This is a genomic window from Sphingopyxis sp. NJF-3, from assembly GCF_053514865.1.
In genome coordinates this window covers 197,501-212,885 of the sequence record NZ_CM130726.1, presented here as the reverse complement: position 1 = coordinate 212,885, position 15,385 = coordinate 197,501, and the positions used below count along the sequence as shown (strand labels likewise).

Annotated in this window: 9 protein-coding genes, 1 tRNA gene and 2 rRNA genes (1 of these 12 only partly in view); 8 read left to right on the top strand and 4 right to left on the bottom strand. The window is 66.0% G+C overall.

Annotation, left to right across the window (positions count from 1 at the left end; genetic code table 11):
• Positions 1–3: 3 nt before the first annotated feature.
• The 8 genes from ACOTSS_RS00925 (at position 4) to ACOTSS_RS00890 (ending at position 12,570) form a co-directional block, all read left to right on the top strand.
• A complete protein-coding gene (locus ACOTSS_RS00925; protein WP_448689688.1) occupies positions 4–1,260 on the top strand; it encodes an FAD-dependent oxidoreductase in 1,257 nt (418 codons plus the stop codon).
• A gap of 38 nt (positions 1,261–1,298) precedes the next feature.
• Positions 1,299–4,388, top strand: coding sequence for a TonB-dependent receptor domain-containing protein (locus ACOTSS_RS00920; protein WP_448689687.1), 3,090 nt, complete (start codon positions 1,299–1,301; stop codon positions 4,386–4,388).
• Between the two features lie 137 nt (positions 4,389–4,525).
• Positions 4,526–5,848 (top strand): dicarboxylate/amino acid:cation symporter, encoded by a 1,323-nt coding sequence (locus tag ACOTSS_RS00915; RefSeq protein WP_448689686.1) that lies wholly within the window; start codon positions 4,526–4,528, stop codon positions 5,846–5,848.
• Between the two features lie 8 nt (positions 5,849–5,856).
• Positions 5,857–7,575, top strand: a complete 1,719-nt coding sequence (ggt, locus tag ACOTSS_RS00910) for a gamma-glutamyltransferase (protein WP_448689685.1) — start codon at positions 5,857–5,859, stop codon at positions 7,573–7,575.
• Entirely contained in the window at positions 7,572–9,275 is a 1,704-nt protein-coding gene (gene ggt, locus ACOTSS_RS00905) for a gamma-glutamyltransferase (RefSeq protein WP_448689684.1), read from the top strand. Before ggt (ACOTSS_RS00910) ends, ggt (ACOTSS_RS00905) begins: the two co-directional genes overlap by 4 nt.
• On the top strand, positions 9,275–10,135 hold the full coding sequence (locus tag ACOTSS_RS00900; protein WP_448689683.1) for a dienelactone hydrolase family protein: 861 nt from the start codon (positions 9,275–9,277) through the stop codon (positions 10,133–10,135). Before ggt (ACOTSS_RS00905) ends, ACOTSS_RS00900 begins: the two co-directional genes overlap by 1 nt.
• A 9-nt stretch (positions 10,136–10,144) precedes the next feature.
• Positions 10,145–10,567 carry a VOC family protein gene (locus tag ACOTSS_RS00895; protein ID WP_448689682.1) on the top strand — a complete coding sequence of 141 codons (423 nt, stop codon included), beginning with the start codon at positions 10,145–10,147 and terminating at the stop codon, positions 10,565–10,567.
• Positions 10,568–10,578: 11 nt separating this feature from the next.
• Positions 10,579–12,570: a CapA family protein gene (locus ACOTSS_RS00890; protein ID WP_448689681.1), complete on the top strand. Its 1,992-nt coding sequence runs from the start codon at positions 10,579–10,581 to the stop codon at positions 12,568–12,570.
• Here the strand turns inward: ACOTSS_RS00890 and ACOTSS_RS00885 are convergent.
• From ACOTSS_RS00885 to ACOTSS_RS00870, 4 genes are all read right to left on the bottom strand, one after another.
• A complete protein-coding gene (locus tag ACOTSS_RS00885) occupies positions 12,553–12,744 on the bottom strand; it encodes a hypothetical protein (protein ID WP_448689680.1) in 192 nt (63 codons plus the stop codon). The two genes, ACOTSS_RS00890 and ACOTSS_RS00885, sit on opposite strands and share 18 nt — an antisense overlap.
• A 185-nt stretch (positions 12,745–12,929) precedes the next feature.
• Positions 12,930–13,006 (bottom strand) — tRNA-Met (locus tag ACOTSS_RS00880).
• A gap of 110 nt (positions 13,007–13,116) precedes the next feature.
• Positions 13,117–13,231, bottom strand: a 5S ribosomal RNA gene (gene rrf, locus ACOTSS_RS00875).
• A gap of 128 nt (positions 13,232–13,359) precedes the next feature.
• Positions 13,360–15,385 (bottom strand): 23S ribosomal RNA (locus ACOTSS_RS00870); it runs 765 nt beyond the window's last position.

Genomic DNA, 15,385 nt, shown 5'->3' with positions numbered 1-15,385 from the left:
CGCATGCGGGCCGAATTTCGTCTGGACGAACCGCCGATGGCGCGGCGGCCCGAGGAGCTGCTCGTTATCGGCGCCGGGGTCGTCGGGATGGCGACCGCGCTGACGCTCGCCGAACGCGGACACCGCGTGACCGTCGTCGATGCGGCCGAGGGTCCGGGGCGCGGCACCTCCTTCGCCAATGGCGCGCAGCTGAGCTATGCCTATACCGATGCGCTCGCCAGCCCCGCGACGCTGATGCAGATGCCGCGGCTGCTCCTCGCGCTCGACCCCGCCTTTCGGCTCCACCCCAGCCTCGATCCCGATTTCCTGCGCTGGGGACTCGCCTTTCTGCGCAACACGAGCGCGGCGCGCTTTCGCAGCAACACGCTGGATGGCATGGCGCTCGCCTTTGAATCGCAGCGAGCGCTGCACGGCCTCGTCAGGCGGCATGCGCTCGACTTCGGCCATGCGGCACCCGGCAAGATGATCATCTATCGATCGGCGAAGAGTTTCGCCGCCGCCGAGCGCATCGCCGCGATCAAGGCCGCGCACGGCGCGCGCCAGCGCCTGTTCGACGCCGACGAGGCGATCGCGATCGAACCGATGCTCGCCTCGATCCGCCCGGCGATCGCCGGCGCCGTCTATACCGACAGCGAAGAGGTCGGCGACCCCTATCGCTTCTGCATCGGCGCGGCGGCCGCGCTCGCGGCGACCGGCCGCGGCGAGATGATCCTCCAGGCCGGCGTCGCGCGGGTCGACACCACCGGCCCTCGGCCCGCCGCCGTCACCCATATGGGCCGGCGGATCGAGGCCGACCGCATCATCCTGTGCGCGGGGCTCCAGTCGGTCGCGCTCGCGCGGCAGCTCGGCATCCGCTTGCCGATCGTGCCGATGAAGGGCTATTCGATCACCGCGCCGCCCGGCGCCGCCGCACCGGCGGTCAGCGTGACCGACGCCGCGAACCGCGTCGTCTTTGCGCGGCTGGGCGATCGGATGCGGATCGCGGGCCTCGCCGAACTCGGGCGCGGCGATACTCGGGTCGACAAACGCCGGCTCGCGGCGCTGATCGGCAGCGCGCGCGCCGCGCTGCCCGAAGCCGCCGACTATCGGGCGATCGAGGCGAGCTGGGCCGGCCTTCGGCCGATGACGCCCGATTCGCTGCCGATCACCCGGCCGATCGCGCCGGGCGTGATCGCCAACACGGGACATGGCGCATTGGGATGGACCTATGCGGCCGGATCGGCGGAGCGCGTCGCCGCGATCGTCGATGGAGGGGATTGAGCAAGGATATCGGGTCAACCCAGGGAAGGGGCAGAATGATGAACAGGGGTCTTCGTATTTTCAGCCTGATGGGCGGCATCTCGCTCATCGCCAGCGCCAGCGCCGCGATGGCGCAGGACAATAGCGAGCAGCAGGAATCGCCGCCGATCGCGAGCGACGTGCAGGACGGTCAGAGCAACAACGGCGACGAAATCGTCGTCATCGGCTCGCAGATCAAGGGCGCCGACGTCGCCGGATCGCTGCCCCTCACGCTGCTCAACGAAGAGGATATCGACGCGATCGCCGCGACGAGCGGCGACGAGCTGTTCCGCGCCATCCCGCAGGCGGGCGACGTCGCCTTCAACGAAAGCCGCGATGCCGGCGGGATCAACGACGCACGCGGCGACGTCGCGTCGATCAACCTCCGCGCGCTCGGCACCGGCAATACGCTCGTCCTGCTGAACGGTCGCCGCATGGTCCTCCACCCCGGTACCCAGTCCGAAAATCTGGTGCCGGTGCAGAGCGTCAACACCAATGCGATCCCGGTAATGGGGGTCCGCCGGGTCGAGGTGCTGCTCGACGGCGCCGCCGCCATCTATGGCTCGGATGCGGTCGCGGGCGTGATCAACACCGTGCTCAAGGATAATTTCAACGGGCTGCGCGTGAACGGCGAATACAGCCTGACCGACGATAGCGATCAGCGGGAATATGAAATCTCCTTCGAGGCCGGCCACACGTTCAACGACGGCCGCACCAACATCTCGCTCTTCGGATCGTTCAACCACCGCGACCCGCTCTATGCCCGCGAGCGCCGCAACTCGGCCTCGTCGGACATGCGCCCGCTGTTCGTGGGAACGCCGTGGGAAGGCGACACGGATTTCGACAACACCTCGACCGACAGCATCTGGGGTGAATTCCAGCGCCTGACCGGCAGCTATGCAAAATCGACCACGACCGCGCGCGTCGACGGCACCGCGCTGACCACCAACGGCATCTTCCACATCCAGCCCGACACCAACGACGGCTGTATCGCGGCGACACCCTATGCCGGCACCTGCTGGGACAACAGCTCGCTGTCGACCGCCTCGACCGACAATAATCTCAAATACAACGTCAACGACCTGCGCACCGTCCTGGGCCGCAACAACCGTTCGAACCTCTTCGGCTTCCTCAACCACGAATTCGATTCGGGACTCGAATTCTATGCCGAGGCGGGCTGGTATCATTCGGATTATCGCTCGTACCGCGAAACCGAAACCGCGCTCTCCAGCCAGCGGCTGATCATCCCCGCCGACGGCTATTGGAACCCCTTCGGCCCGGTCGGTAGCCCGAACCGCATCCCGGGTCTGACCGGTGTCCAGGATTCGGGGGTGCCGATCGAGCTGATCGACTACCGCCCGGTCGACGCGGGGCCGACGATCGTCAACGTGACGAACGACACGACGCGCTTCCTCGGCGGTTTCCGCGGCAAGGTCTTCGGTTTCGATTTCGACACCGCCGCGCTCTATTCGAAGGCGCGGACCAAGGACAGCATGCACACCATTTCGATGACGCTGTTCCAGGAAGCGCTGTCGCGCCCCGGCGCCGACGCCTACAACCCGTTCAACGGCGGCGATCCGACCAACCCCGGCCGCATCGATTCGACCCCGAACCCGCAGAGCGTGATCGACAGCTTCATGGTCGATATCGGCCGCGTCAGCACCACCGAACTCGCGCTCGCCGATTTCAAGATCAGCAAGAACGACCTCTTCACCCTGCCCGGCGGCCGCGTCGGCATGGCGGCGGGGGTCGAGTTCCGCCACGAAACCTTCGCCGACAATCGCGACGACCGGCTCGACGGCACGATCGCCTTCACCGCGCTCGACGGATCGTCGAACGGCAGCGATGCGATGGGTGCGAGCCCGACCCCCGACAGCAAGGGGTCGCGCGACGTTTTTTCGGCGTTCCTCGAATTCGCGGTGCCGCTGGTGTCGCCCGAGATGGACGTGCCGCTGGTCCACTCGCTCGACCTCCAGCTCGCCGGCCGCGCCGAATCCTATCAGGGCTTCGGGTCGGTCGCGAAGCCGAAGGTCGCGCTGTCCTGGTATCCGTTCCCCAATTTCCAGCTGCGCGGCAGCTGGTCGGAAAGCTTCCGCGCGCCGAACCTGCCGCAGCTCTTCGAAAACGGCATCCAGCGGTCGAACACCCGCACCGACTGGATCCGCTGCGAAGCCGACCGCCGCGCCGTTCCTCCCCGCATCACCAATTTCGACGATTGCACCCAGAGCCAGGGGATCGTCAGCAACCGGTCGGGCAGCCAGGACCTCGACCCCGAAACCGCGGAGAATCTGTCGCTCGGGGCTACCTATCAGTTCGACATGGGCGAACATGGCCGCCTGACCTTCACCGCCGATTATTGGGAAATCCGCCAAAAGCAGGTCATCGGGCTGTTCGGCGACGCCAACGCGCTGGTGCTCGACTATCTGTTGCGGCTCCAGGGGTCATCGAACCCCAATGTCCAGCGCGTCGATCCGACGCCGCAGGATATCGCCGATTTCGCCGGCACCGGCATCGACCCGGTCGGCGACGTCATCCAGGTGATCGACAATTACACCAACCTCAGTCCGCGGACGGTGCGCGGCATCGATCTGGGGCTCTATTACCAGATCCGCGATACTGGAGTCGGTAACTTCAGCCTGCGCGTCAATGCGGCGCGGCTGCTCGAATTCTATCAGGCACCGGGTGCGCTGCAGCAGGCGCTGCTCGACGGGCAGGCCTCGGGCGATATCGATCCGACGATCAACATCACCGGCGCCGAAAGCCTGATCGAGGAAAATGGCCGTCCGAAGTGGCGCGGGTCGGGCAGCCTGAGCTGGCGGTACAATGGCTGGGGCGCCGGCTATTACGCCTCCTATGTCGGGCCGGTCACCGACACCTCGGCGTCGATGGCCGACGGGACGCGCTTCCGGGTCGGCGACCATATGACGCACAGCTTCTATGTGCAGTACGAACCCGAAAAGGGCCTGCTGAAGGACACGCGTTTCCGCATCGGCGCGCGCAATATCTTCAACAAGCTCGCGCCGCTGGCCGACGGGACCTATGGCTATATCGGCGACCTCTACAGCAACCGGGGCCGCCAGATCTACGCGTCGATCAGCAAGCGCTTCTGATCGCGTCACGCCGCACTGGGTCGCGGTGCGCACCCGTCGCTCCACTCCCTACCGGGGACGGAGCGGCGGGCGCCGAACCGGGCCGAATGAATGAGATGGAAGCCGCCGGAGAGCGGACGACATGGGGACGCGCCTGAATGACCGACACGACGATTGACCAGCCCGACGAGGGCAAGGGGAGCGGCGCGGGCCGTCCCGGCCTTCTGCGCCGCCTGCTCGGCGGCTGGTTCGCGGTGGCGCTGTGGAAGCGCATATTGGGGGCGCTCGTGCTCGGCGCGATCGTCGGTGTGATGTGGGGCGCGGGTGCGACGTCGATCGCGTGGATCGGCGAGCTGTTCGTGCGGCTGATCCGCATGCTGGTGATCCCGCTCGTCTTCCTCACCATCGCCTCGGGGGTCGCCGCGCTCGCCGATCCCAGGCGCCTCGGCAGCATCGGGGTGAAGACGCTCGGCATGTATGTCTTCACCACCGCGCTCGCGGTGACCACGGGACTGATCGTCGCGACGCTGATCGCGCCGGGGGCGGGAGCAAGCTTTGCCGGCGCGGTGCCGCGCGCCGTCGCCGAGCCGCAGGACACCGCGCGCATGTTCATGGAGATCGTGCCCGACAACCCGATCGGCGCGATGGCGAACGGGTCGACGCTGTCGGTCATCTTCTTCGCGGTGCTCGTCGGCGCCGGGGTCATCGCCGCGGGCAGGGAGGCCGAGCCGGTGCGACGGCTGCTCGCGGGCGCCGCCGAGGTGATGCTGCGCATCGTCGGCTTCGTGATGGAGACCGCGCCCTTCGGCGTCTTCGCGCTGATCGCGGTGGTCATGGGCACCACCGGCCCCGCGAGCTTCCTCGCGGTGCTCAAGCTTGCCCTCTGCGTCGTCGTCGGCTCGGCGATCGTCACCCTCGTCATCCACGGCGGCATCGTCGTGCGGCTGCTCGCCTGGCTGCCGCCGCTCCCCTTCTTCCGCGGCATCGCCGACGCGATCATGGTCGGCTTCTCGACCTCCTCGTCGAGCGCCACCCTGCCCGTCGCGATCCGCGTCGCCGAGCGCAACCTCGGCGTCTCGCCGCCGGTCGCCTCGACCGTGCTGCCCTTGGGCGCCACCATCGGCATGGACGGCGCCGCCATGTATGTCGCGATGCTCACCCTCTTCGCCGCGCAGGCGTTCGGGGTCGACCTCAGCCTCGCCGACTATTTCGTCATCGCCGGGACGACCACCATCGTCGCGATGGGGGTCGCGCCCGTCCCCTCGGGCTCGCTCTTCGTTCTCGCCGCGGTGCTCCACGCGATCGGCATCACGCCCGCCCAGACCGCCATCGTCGTCGGCTTCGTCCTCCCCTTCGACCGCATCCTCGACATGATCCGCACCATCCCCAACGTCACCTCCGACCTCTCGATCGCGACCGCTGTCGCCCGGTGGGAAAAGGAAATGGACGTCGCCGAATATCTCTCACCCAACGACGAATGAGGTCCGCCATGCTCTTCCGCCGCTCGATCACCGCCGCGCTCGCGCTGGCGCTGGCGCTGCCCGCGCCGCTCGCCGCGCAGAGCCGCCACCTGCTCGAATATCCGTCGGTCCATTCGCCGGTCGTCGGCACGCGCGGCATGGTGGTCAGCCAGAATGCGATCGCGAGCGAGGTCGGCGCGCAGATCTTGCGCGACGGCGGCAATGCCGTCGACGCCGCGATCGCGATCGGCTTCGCGCTGTCGGTGACCTTGCCGCGCGCGGGCAATATCGGCGGCGACGGCTATATGAACGTCTATGACGCCGCGTCGGGCCAAGTGCGTGTGATCGACTTCCGCTCGGCCGCGCCGCGCGCCGCGACCCCGGCAATGTTCGTCGACAATCAGGGCAAGGAACGCCGCGTCGCAAGCTACGGCTATATGGCCCCCGCGGTGCCCGGCACCGTCGCGGGCTTCGACTACGCGCACAGGAAATGGGGCAAGCTCCCCTGGGACAAGCTCGTCGCCCCGGCGATCGCGCTGGCGGCGAACGGGGTGAAGCTCAGCGCCGACGAGGCTTTCGTCTTCAGCTGGGGCAAGGAGCGGCTGTCGAAGAGCGAAGCGGGCAAGGCCGCCTTCTATAAGGCGGACGGTTCGCTCTATGCCAAGGACGAGGTGATGAAGCGTCCCGCGCTCGCCTGGACGCTGGGCGAGATCGCGAAGCACGGCGCCGACGGCTTCTACAAGGGCGAGGTCGCGCGCCGCATCGCCGCCGACATGAAAGCGCACGGCGGGCTGATCACGATGGAGGATCTCGCCGCCTATCGCCCCGAGGAGCGCGCGCCGCTCGTCGGCAGCTATCGCGGCTACACCATCTACACCGCGCCGCCGTCGAGCGCGGGCGGCGCGACGCTGCTCAACATCCTGAACCAGCTCGAACATTTCGACCTGAAGGCGATGGGCGCGGGATCGGCGCGGTCGCTGCATGTGATGGCCGAGGCGATGAAGCTCGGCTATGTCGACCGCTACCGCGCGCTCGGCGACCCCGCCTTCGTCACCGCGCCGGTGGGCGGCTTCGTCTCCAAGGCCTATGCCGCCGAACGCGCGAAGCTGATCGATCCCGCGAAGGCCAGGCCGATGGCCGAAATGCTGCCGGGCGATCCGCTGAAATATGAAAGCCCGTCGACCACCCATTTCTCGGTCGCCGACAAGGACGGTAATGTCGTGTCGACGACCTTCACGCTCGGCTCCGATTTCGGCTCCGGCGTGATGATCGAGGGGACGGGCATCCTCCTCAACAACGAGATGAACAATTTCAGCCACGAACAGGCATGGGAGGCGCAGCGAAAAGGCACGCCGCCGCCGCTCAACGCGATGGCGCCGGGCAAGCGCATGCTGTCGACGCAGATGCCGACGATCGTGATGAAGGACGGCAAGCCGTGGCTCGTCACCGGGACGCCGGGCGGCAGCACGATCATCACCTCGGTCGTCCAGGTGATCGTCAACGTCATCGACCATGGGATGAACATCGCCGAGGCGACGCACCAGCCGCGCATCTATCAGGGCGCGGTCGATACGCTGCGCGTCGAGCCCAATTTCAACCCCGACACGGTCGCGGCGCTGAAGGCGATGGGGCATCCGATCAGCAGCGACGAGACGATGGGAAGCGAGCAATCGATCATGATCGACAAGGGACTGTTCCTCGGCGCCGCCGACCCGCGCCGCCCCGGCGCACTGGCGGTCGAACCATGATCCGTCCGCTGATCCTCGCCGCGGCGACGCTGCTCGCCGCCTGCACGCCCGCCACGCCGCCGCAATCGGCCGCGCCGGCCGCGGCCGAACCGACCCAACGCCAGGCTTTCCTCGCCGCTGCCCATCCACTGGCGGTCGAGGCAGGGCTCGACGTGCTGCGTCGCGGCGGCAACGCCGTCGACGCAGCCGTCGCGGTCCAGGCGATGCTCGGGCTCGTCGAGCCGCAAAGTTCGGGGCTCGGCGGCGGCGCCTTCATGGTCCATTACGACGCGGCGACAAAAGCGGTCACCGTGTACGACGGGCGCGAGGTGGCGCCCGCGGGGGCGACTCCCGATATGTTCCTCGACAACGGCGGCGTGCCGCTGCCCTTTCGCACGGCGGTATTGAGCGGCCGTGCGACCGGCGTCCCCGGCGCGGTGGCGATGCTCGCGTTGGCGCAGAAACAGCATGGCAAGCTGCCGTGGGGCGACCTTTTCGGCAACGCGATCCGCGTCGCGCAAGACGGCTTCACCGTGACCAAGCGAATGGAGCATTTCGTCCAGGGCCCCTATCCGCAATCGAGTGCTCCCGATGTGGTGCGCTATTTCAGCGACGGGCGCGGCGGCAAGGTCCACGCTGGCGATACGCTGAAAAACCCCGCCTATGCCGCCTTCGTCCATCGCCTCGCGACCGAGGGCCCCGACGCGCTCTATCGCGGCGAGACCGCGAAGCGCATCGTCGCGCGGCTGCACGAGGGCGATCTCGCGGGCAGCATGACCGAGGCCGACCTCGCCGCCTATCAGCCCGTCGTGCGCCAGGCGCTGTGCGGCGATTACCGCGTCTATATCCTCTGCGTTCCGCCGCCGCCGTCGAGCGGGGTCGGGCTGCTCCAGCTGATGGCGATGGTCGAGCGCACCGACATCGCCGCGCGCGGCCCTGACGACCCGATCGCCTGGGTCGAATATGCCGAGGCGAGCCGGCTGATGTACGCCGATCGCGACGCCTATGTCGGCGATGTGCCGAACGTGCCGGTCGAGGGCCTGCTCGACCCCGCCTATGTCGCCTCGCGCGCGGCGCTGATCGGCGAGACCGCCGGTCCCGCGCCGCAGGCGGGCACGCCGCCCGGTGCGGTCACCGCGCGCATCGACGCGACCGCCGAAGTGCCCGGCACCTCGCATTTCGTGATCATCGACGGCGACGGCAATGCGGTGTCGATGACGACGACGGTCGAAAGCTATTTCGGATCGGGCCGCATGGTCGACGGCTTTTTCCTCAACAACCAGATGACCGACTTCTCCTTCGTGCCGAAGGGGCCGAACGCCATCGCGCCGGGCAAGCGGCCGCGCTCGTCGATGACCCCGACGATCATCCTGAACCGCGACCGCAGCCTCGCAGGCGCGATCGGCTCGCCGGGCGGCAATGCGATCCTCGGCTATGTGTCGAAGGCGCTGATCGGCGCGATCGACTGGCATCTGCCGATGAAAGACGCCTTCGCGCTGCCCAATCTCGTCGCGCGCGGCGACAGCTTCGCGGGCGAGGAAAGCCGCTTCGCGCCGACGCTGCGCGCCGAAATGGCCAAACGCGGCGTCGCGGTGCGCGCAGGATCGGGCGAGGATTCGGGGCTTCACGGCGTCCTGATCCGAGGTGGCCGCTTCGACGGCGCCGCCGACGCGCGCCGCGACGGCGTCGCGAAGACGATCATCCTGCCGGAGAAACGCTGATGCTGCGCGCCCTGTCCCTGTCGCTCGCCCTGACCGCGGTCGCCGTCCCCGCGGCCGCCCAGAAGGTTCATGTCGAGGCGGTTTCCTTCCCGAGCCGCGACGGCAAGACCGAGGTGAAGGGCTATGTCTTCAAGGCCGACGATACGCCCCCGACCGCGCCCGCGGTGGTGATGATGCACGGCCGCTCGGGCGCCTATTCGAGCCTCGCCAAGGGCGACTATGGCGCCGCGACGCTGTCGGCGCGGCACAAGGCGTGGGGCCGGCTGCTCGCGCGCAGCGGCTATGTCGCGCTGATGGTCGACGATTTCGGACCGGTCGGCTATCCCGGAGGCTTCAAGGCGGGCACCTACAAGGATCGCCCCGCCGTTGTCGACGAGGTCGCCTATCGCCCGCTGCACGCCTATGGCGCGCTCCGCTACCTCCAGCAGCGCCCCGACGTCGACGGAACGCACGTCGCGCTGCTCGGCTGGTCGAACGGCGGCAGCGCGACCCTCGCCGCGATGGCCGACGACAAGCCGGGTGACATGCGCAGGATCGGCTTTCGCGTCGGCGTCGCGCTCTATCCGGGCTGCGGCCTCAAGAAGCGCTTCGCGAAGGACGGCTACCGTCCCTACAACCCGGTGCGCGTCTTCATCGGCACCGCCGATGAGGAGGTGTCGCCGGCGCTCTGCGAAAAGCTCGTCGCCCGTGCCCGTGAAAAGGGCGGCGACATCATGCTCACGACCTTCAAGGGCGCGACGCACAGTTACGACACGCCGACCAGGAGCCGCCAGTCGGTCAAGGCCAATGCCGAAGCCAAGGCCGCGACCGAGGCCGACATCCTCGCCTTTCTCGCCGCATCGCTGAAACCCGCCGAATAGGAGCCCGCCATGCCCGCGCTTGCCCCGTTCCACTTCGCCTTTCCCGTGCACGACCTCGACGCCGCGCGCCATTTCTACGGCACCATCCTCGGCTGCCCCGAGGGGCGCAGCGACCGCGACTGGATCGACTTCAACCTTTACGGGCATCAGATCGTCGCGCACCGCGTCGGCGCGCGCGAGGCGGTCGCGGGGCATAATCCGGTCGACGGTCACGACGTGCCGGTGCCGCATTTCGGCGTCGTCCTGCCGCCCGCCGAGTGGCAGGCGCTCGCCGACCGGCTGCGCGCGGCGGGGGTCGGCTTCGTGATCGAACCGCACACCCGCTTTCCCGGCGAGCCGGGCGAGCAATCGACGATGTTCTTCCACGATCCGTCTGGCAATGCGCTCGAATTCAAGGCCTTCGCCGACCTCGACCAACTCTTCGCGAAATAGGACATCATCATATGCGGCTCATGGCATCGACGGCGCTCGCGCTCGTCCTGGCTTTCGGCGTCGGCGAATGCGCGCCCCTCGCGGCGCTCCATGCCGCGGCCGCGACGGCTCCGGCCTCGCACGAAATCAGCGGGCGGCTCGGCATCGTTGGCGGGAGCGCCGATCTCGCGGCGCTCGACGTGCGGATCAACGGCGCGCCGGCGCGGATCGCCCCTGATGGCAGCATCACGGGGATTGCGGCCGATGCCGATCATATTCAGCTGACGATCCGCGGGCCCGGTATTTTTGATGCCGTCTTCACCTTCGCGCCCAGTGAACTCGCCGGCCCCGATGGCCGCTGGAGCCTGCCGGCGGTGGAGGCGGTCGCGCGCGCGCCGGGTCGTGTCGAGCTCTTCTTCGGCGGCGACGTGATGATGGGGCGCCGCTTCGAGGATCCGATCTGGAACGAGCGGGTGCTGATCCGCCCCGAAAGCCGCGCCGCCGACATGGCGCGCCTGCTCGAGCCGATGAAGCCCTATTTCGCGGGCGCCGACCTCGCCTCGGTCAATCTCGAAACCGTGCTCGCGACCCGCGACCTCGGCGACGCGCCCGACAAGTCGGTCGTCTTCTATACCCACAGCGACGCGGCGAAGGTGCTCCGCGACGCGGGGATCGATTTCGTCACCCTCGGCAACAATCATGTCTATGATTATGTCGAGCCCGGCCTCGCCTCGACCCTCGCGGCGCTCGACGCCGCGAAGCTGCCCTGGTCGGGCGCGGGGCGGAACGAGGCCGAGGCGGCGAAGGCGGCCCGGCTCGACGTCGGTGGCCACGCCTGGTCGATGCTCGGCTTCGTCGGCTGGAAGGGGAAGGTCGAGCCGAACCAGGTCGCCGAAGGCGGCAAGGGCGGCGCGGCGTTCGGCAGCGACGAAGCGATCGAGGCGGCGGTGCGGCGCGAGATCAAGGCCGGCCGGTTGCCGATCGTCCAATATCATGGCAGCAGCGAATATAGCCACCGCCCGACCGAGATCAGCGAGCGGCGCATGAAGCTCGCGATCGACAACGGCGCCGCGCTCGTCGTCTCGCACCACCCGCACGTCTCGCACGGGCTCGAACTCTATAAGGGACGCCTGATCGCCTATTCGCTCGGCAATTTCCTGTTCGACCAATATTTCCCCGAAACCCAGGCGACCTATGCGCTGAAGGTCTGGATGGATGGCGACCGGCTGTTCCGCGCCGAGATGATCCCGATTCAGCTCCTCGACTATCGCCCCGTCCCCGCGGTCGCCGGCATGCGCCAGGCGGTGCTGCGGCGGATCGTCGAACTGTCGGCCGAGCGCGGAACGCGCATCGGCATTGCCGGCGGCCACGGCGTTATCCAGCCGTCAGCGGAGATTCCGGCTCCGCAATTCTGCGCCGGGCCTGCAGAAGAGGGCCTCATCGCCTTCGGCTATGATCTCCGCCATCCCGCCGCCCCCTGCGCGGTCGACGCACCGACCGCGCGCGACCTGTTGATGCGCGGCGATTTCGAGGCGGCACGCTATGGCGAGGCGCGCGACCGGAGCTGGGGGATCGATGGCGGGACGCTCGATTTCGTAGGCGATGCCCATCGCGGTTCGGTGGCGCTGGCGGCCGCAGCAACGGGCGACGCTCCGATGACAATCGCGCCCAAGACGTTCTTCCGGCCGGTCGCGGAACGGCGGCTCACGCTTGGCGGATGGATCAGGACCGAGGAGCCCGCGACGCTCGAACTGCTCCTTCAGGAGCAGGCCAAGGGCGTGGGCCGCACCAAAGCCCTCGAAAGCGCGCCGCTGCGACCGATGGGGGCGCAGCAGGTCGCGGGGGAAGGCTGGCACTATATCCGTTTCGACATCGATCGCGGCACCGATGCGACCGCGCTGCCGCTGCGTCCGCTGCTGCGGATCTCGGGGACACGCCGCGCCCTTCTCGACGACCTGCTGTTTCTCGCGTGGGACACGAATGCGCCGGGCAGCGCCTATCGCCCGTCAGCCGGGCAAAGGTAGAGCATCGGAGCCGGGCTCGTCGCCGAGCCGCCGGTTCAAGATGCGGATCGCGGTGTCGAGCTCGATCGCCGCGACGAACTCGCCCAGCGCGTCGAGCCGCTCGAGTTCGATCATCAGCCGGTCGCGGATGTCGCGGACGGCATCCTCAATCCCCTTGCCTGCAGCTTCGGCCATATGCCCCCCACGTGGATCGCGCGTGCCGTGCTGGTCGCGACACCGATTTCACCCTTTCGCGCGAATATCAAACTCGCCGAGGCTGAGGAATGCGCGAGAGGCGGACTGGTTCCATGATGGATTCGTTGCGGTGATCGCCGAACGCAAAAAAAACCCGCCATCCCAAGGGAAGGCGGGCTTTTTGTTGGTTGCGGGAGCAGGATTTGAACCTGCGACCTTCAGGTTATGAGCCTGACGAGCTACCGGGCTGCTCCATCCCGCGTCAACCAGCTGCGACCGACCCGAGCGGCGGCGCAGAAACAGCAAAGGGCGGCCAACGCCGCCCTGACTTTGTGAATGGGTTTTCCGCTTCGACCTTACGTCGGCTGCAATGCCTGGCGACGTCCTACTCTTCCAGGGCTTGAGCCATAGTACCATCGGCGCTGTCAGGTTTCACGGCCGAGTTCGAGATGGGATCGGGTGGGTCACTGACGCCATGGTCACCAAGCAATGAAGCCGGCGTAGGTCAAAAGGGTTTCAATCGATGTCCGTGCATACTGTCTGATCAATCATCCACTCGTCGCGGACAACCTGTCGGCTTCTGGCCGGTCAGGCTTGTCGTTGATGGCGGGACTCTTAAGTGCGAATAGAGCAATTAGTATCGGTTAGCTCCACGCGTTACCGCGCTTCTACATCCGATCTATCAACGTGGTGGTCTTCCACGGCTCTGTGAAATCTTATCTTGAGGGAGGCTTCCCGCTTAGATGCTTTCAGCGGTTATCCCGTCCATACATAGCTACCCTGCTGCGCGGCTGGCGCCACGACAGGTACACCAGAGGTATGTTCAACCCGGTCCTCTCGTACTAGGGTCAACTCCTCTCAAATTTCGACGCCCACGGCAGATAGGGACCAAACTGTCTCACGACGTTCTGAACCCAGCTCACGTACCACTTTAATTGGCGAACAGCCAAACCCTTGGGACCTGCTCCAGCCCCAGGATGTGATGAGCCGACATCGAGGTGCCAAACGATTCCGTCGATATGAGCTCTTGGGAATCATCAGCCTGTTATCCCCGGCGTACCTTTTATCCGTTGAGCGATGGCCCTTCCACTCGGGACCACCGGATCACTATGACCGACTTTCGTCTCTGCTCGACTCGTCAGTCTCGCAGTCAGGCAGGCTTATGCCATTGCACTCTAACAGACGGTTTCCAACCGTCCTGAGCCTACCATCGCGCGCCTCCGTTACTCTTTAGGAGGCGACCGCCCCAGTCAAACTACCCGCCACAGAGGGTCCCTGATCCAGTTTCATGGATCGAGGTTAGACATCAGAAAACAACAGGGTGGTATTTCACCTATGGCTCCACACCGGCTGGCGCCAGTGCTTCAAAGCCTCCCACCTATGCTACACAGTTCTTTCCTAATGCCACTCTGAAGCTGCAGTAAAGGTGCACGGGGTCTTTCCGTCTAACCGCGGGTACTCCGCATCTTCACGGAGAATTCAATTTCGCTGAGCATCTCCTGGAGACAGTGGGGAAGTCGTTACGCCATTCGTGCAGGTCGGAACTTACCCGACAAGGAATTTCGCTACCTTAGGACCGTTATAGTTACGGCCGCCGTTTACCTGGGCTTCATTTCGGAGCTTGCACCCCTCCACTTAACCTTCAGGCACCGGGCAGGCGTCAGGCCCTATACGTCGTCTTGAAGCCGACTTAGCAGAGCCCTGTGTTTTTGCTAAACAGTCGCTACCCCCTGGCCTGTGCCCCCCACAACTGGTTGCCCAGAAGTGGGGCCTCCTTCTTCCGAAGGTACGGAGGCAATTTGCCGAGTTCCTTCAGGAGACTTCTCTCAAGCGCCTTGGTATACTCTACCATCCCACCTGTGTCGGTTTAGGGTACGGTCTATAATGGAGGGGCTATTTCCTGGAACCTCTTCAAAGCCTGACCAATCCAATAAGGTCAGACAATTTACGAGATCCGTCACACACCTCCAGGCCCACGAATATTAACGTGGTTCCCATCGACTACCCCCTTCGGGCTCGTCTTAGGGGCCGGCTTACCCTGCTCAGATTAGCTTTAAGCAGGAACCCTTGGGATTTCGGCGAGAGGGCATCTCACCCTCTTTATCGCTACTCATGTCAGCATTCGCACTTCCGATACCTCCACGGCCCATTACCAGACCGCTTCATCAGCCTACGGAACGCTCCGCTACCGCGTGTATTGCTACACACCCTAAGCTTCGGTGCACGTCTTGAGCCCCGTTACATTTTCGCCGCAGGAACCCTTATTTAGACCAGTGAGCTGTTACGCTTTCTTTAAAGGATGGCTGCTTCTAAGCCAACCTCCTGGTTGTTTTGGGATTCCCACATGCTTTCCCACTTAGACGTGACTTGGGGACCTTAGCTGTAGGTCAGGGCTGTTTCCCTTTTGACGACGGACCTTAGCACCCGCCGTCTGTCTGCCGGATATTACTCTTGGGTATTCGGAGTTTGGTTAGAATTGGTAGATCTCGCGACCCCCGCATCCATCCAGTGCTCTACCCCCCAAGGTATTCATCCGACGCTCTACCTCAATAGATTTCGCGGAGAACCAGCTATTTCCCGGTTTGATTGGCCTTTCACCCCTAAACACAACTCATCCGACAATTTTTCAACATTGAACGGT

Bases quoted from the DNA above. Each gene is read 5' to 3' on its own strand.
- ACOTSS_RS00925 (WP_448689688.1), top strand. From the start codon at position 4: ATGCGGGCCGAATTTCGTCTGGACGAACCGCCGATGGCGCGGCGGCCC.
- ACOTSS_RS00920 (WP_448689687.1), top strand. From the start codon at position 1,299: ATGAACAGGGGTCTTCGTATTTTCAGCCTGATGGGCGGCATCTCGCTC.
- ACOTSS_RS00915 (WP_448689686.1), top strand. From the start codon at position 4,526: ATGACCGACACGACGATTGACCAGCCCGACGAGGGCAAGGGGAGCGGC.
- ggt (WP_448689685.1), top strand. From the start codon at position 5,857: ATGCTCTTCCGCCGCTCGATCACCGCCGCGCTCGCGCTGGCGCTGGCG.
- ggt (WP_448689684.1), top strand. From the start codon at position 7,572: ATGATCCGTCCGCTGATCCTCGCCGCGGCGACGCTGCTCGCCGCCTGC.
- ACOTSS_RS00900 (WP_448689683.1), top strand. From the start codon at position 9,275: ATGCTGCGCGCCCTGTCCCTGTCGCTCGCCCTGACCGCGGTCGCCGTC.
- ACOTSS_RS00895 (WP_448689682.1), top strand. From the start codon at position 10,145: ATGCCCGCGCTTGCCCCGTTCCACTTCGCCTTTCCCGTGCACGACCTC.
- ACOTSS_RS00890 (WP_448689681.1), top strand. From the start codon at position 10,579: ATGCGGCTCATGGCATCGACGGCGCTCGCGCTCGTCCTGGCTTTCGGC.
- ACOTSS_RS00885 (WP_448689680.1), bottom strand. From the start codon at position 12,744: ATGGCCGAAGCTGCAGGCAAGGGGATTGAGGATGCCGTCCGCGACATC.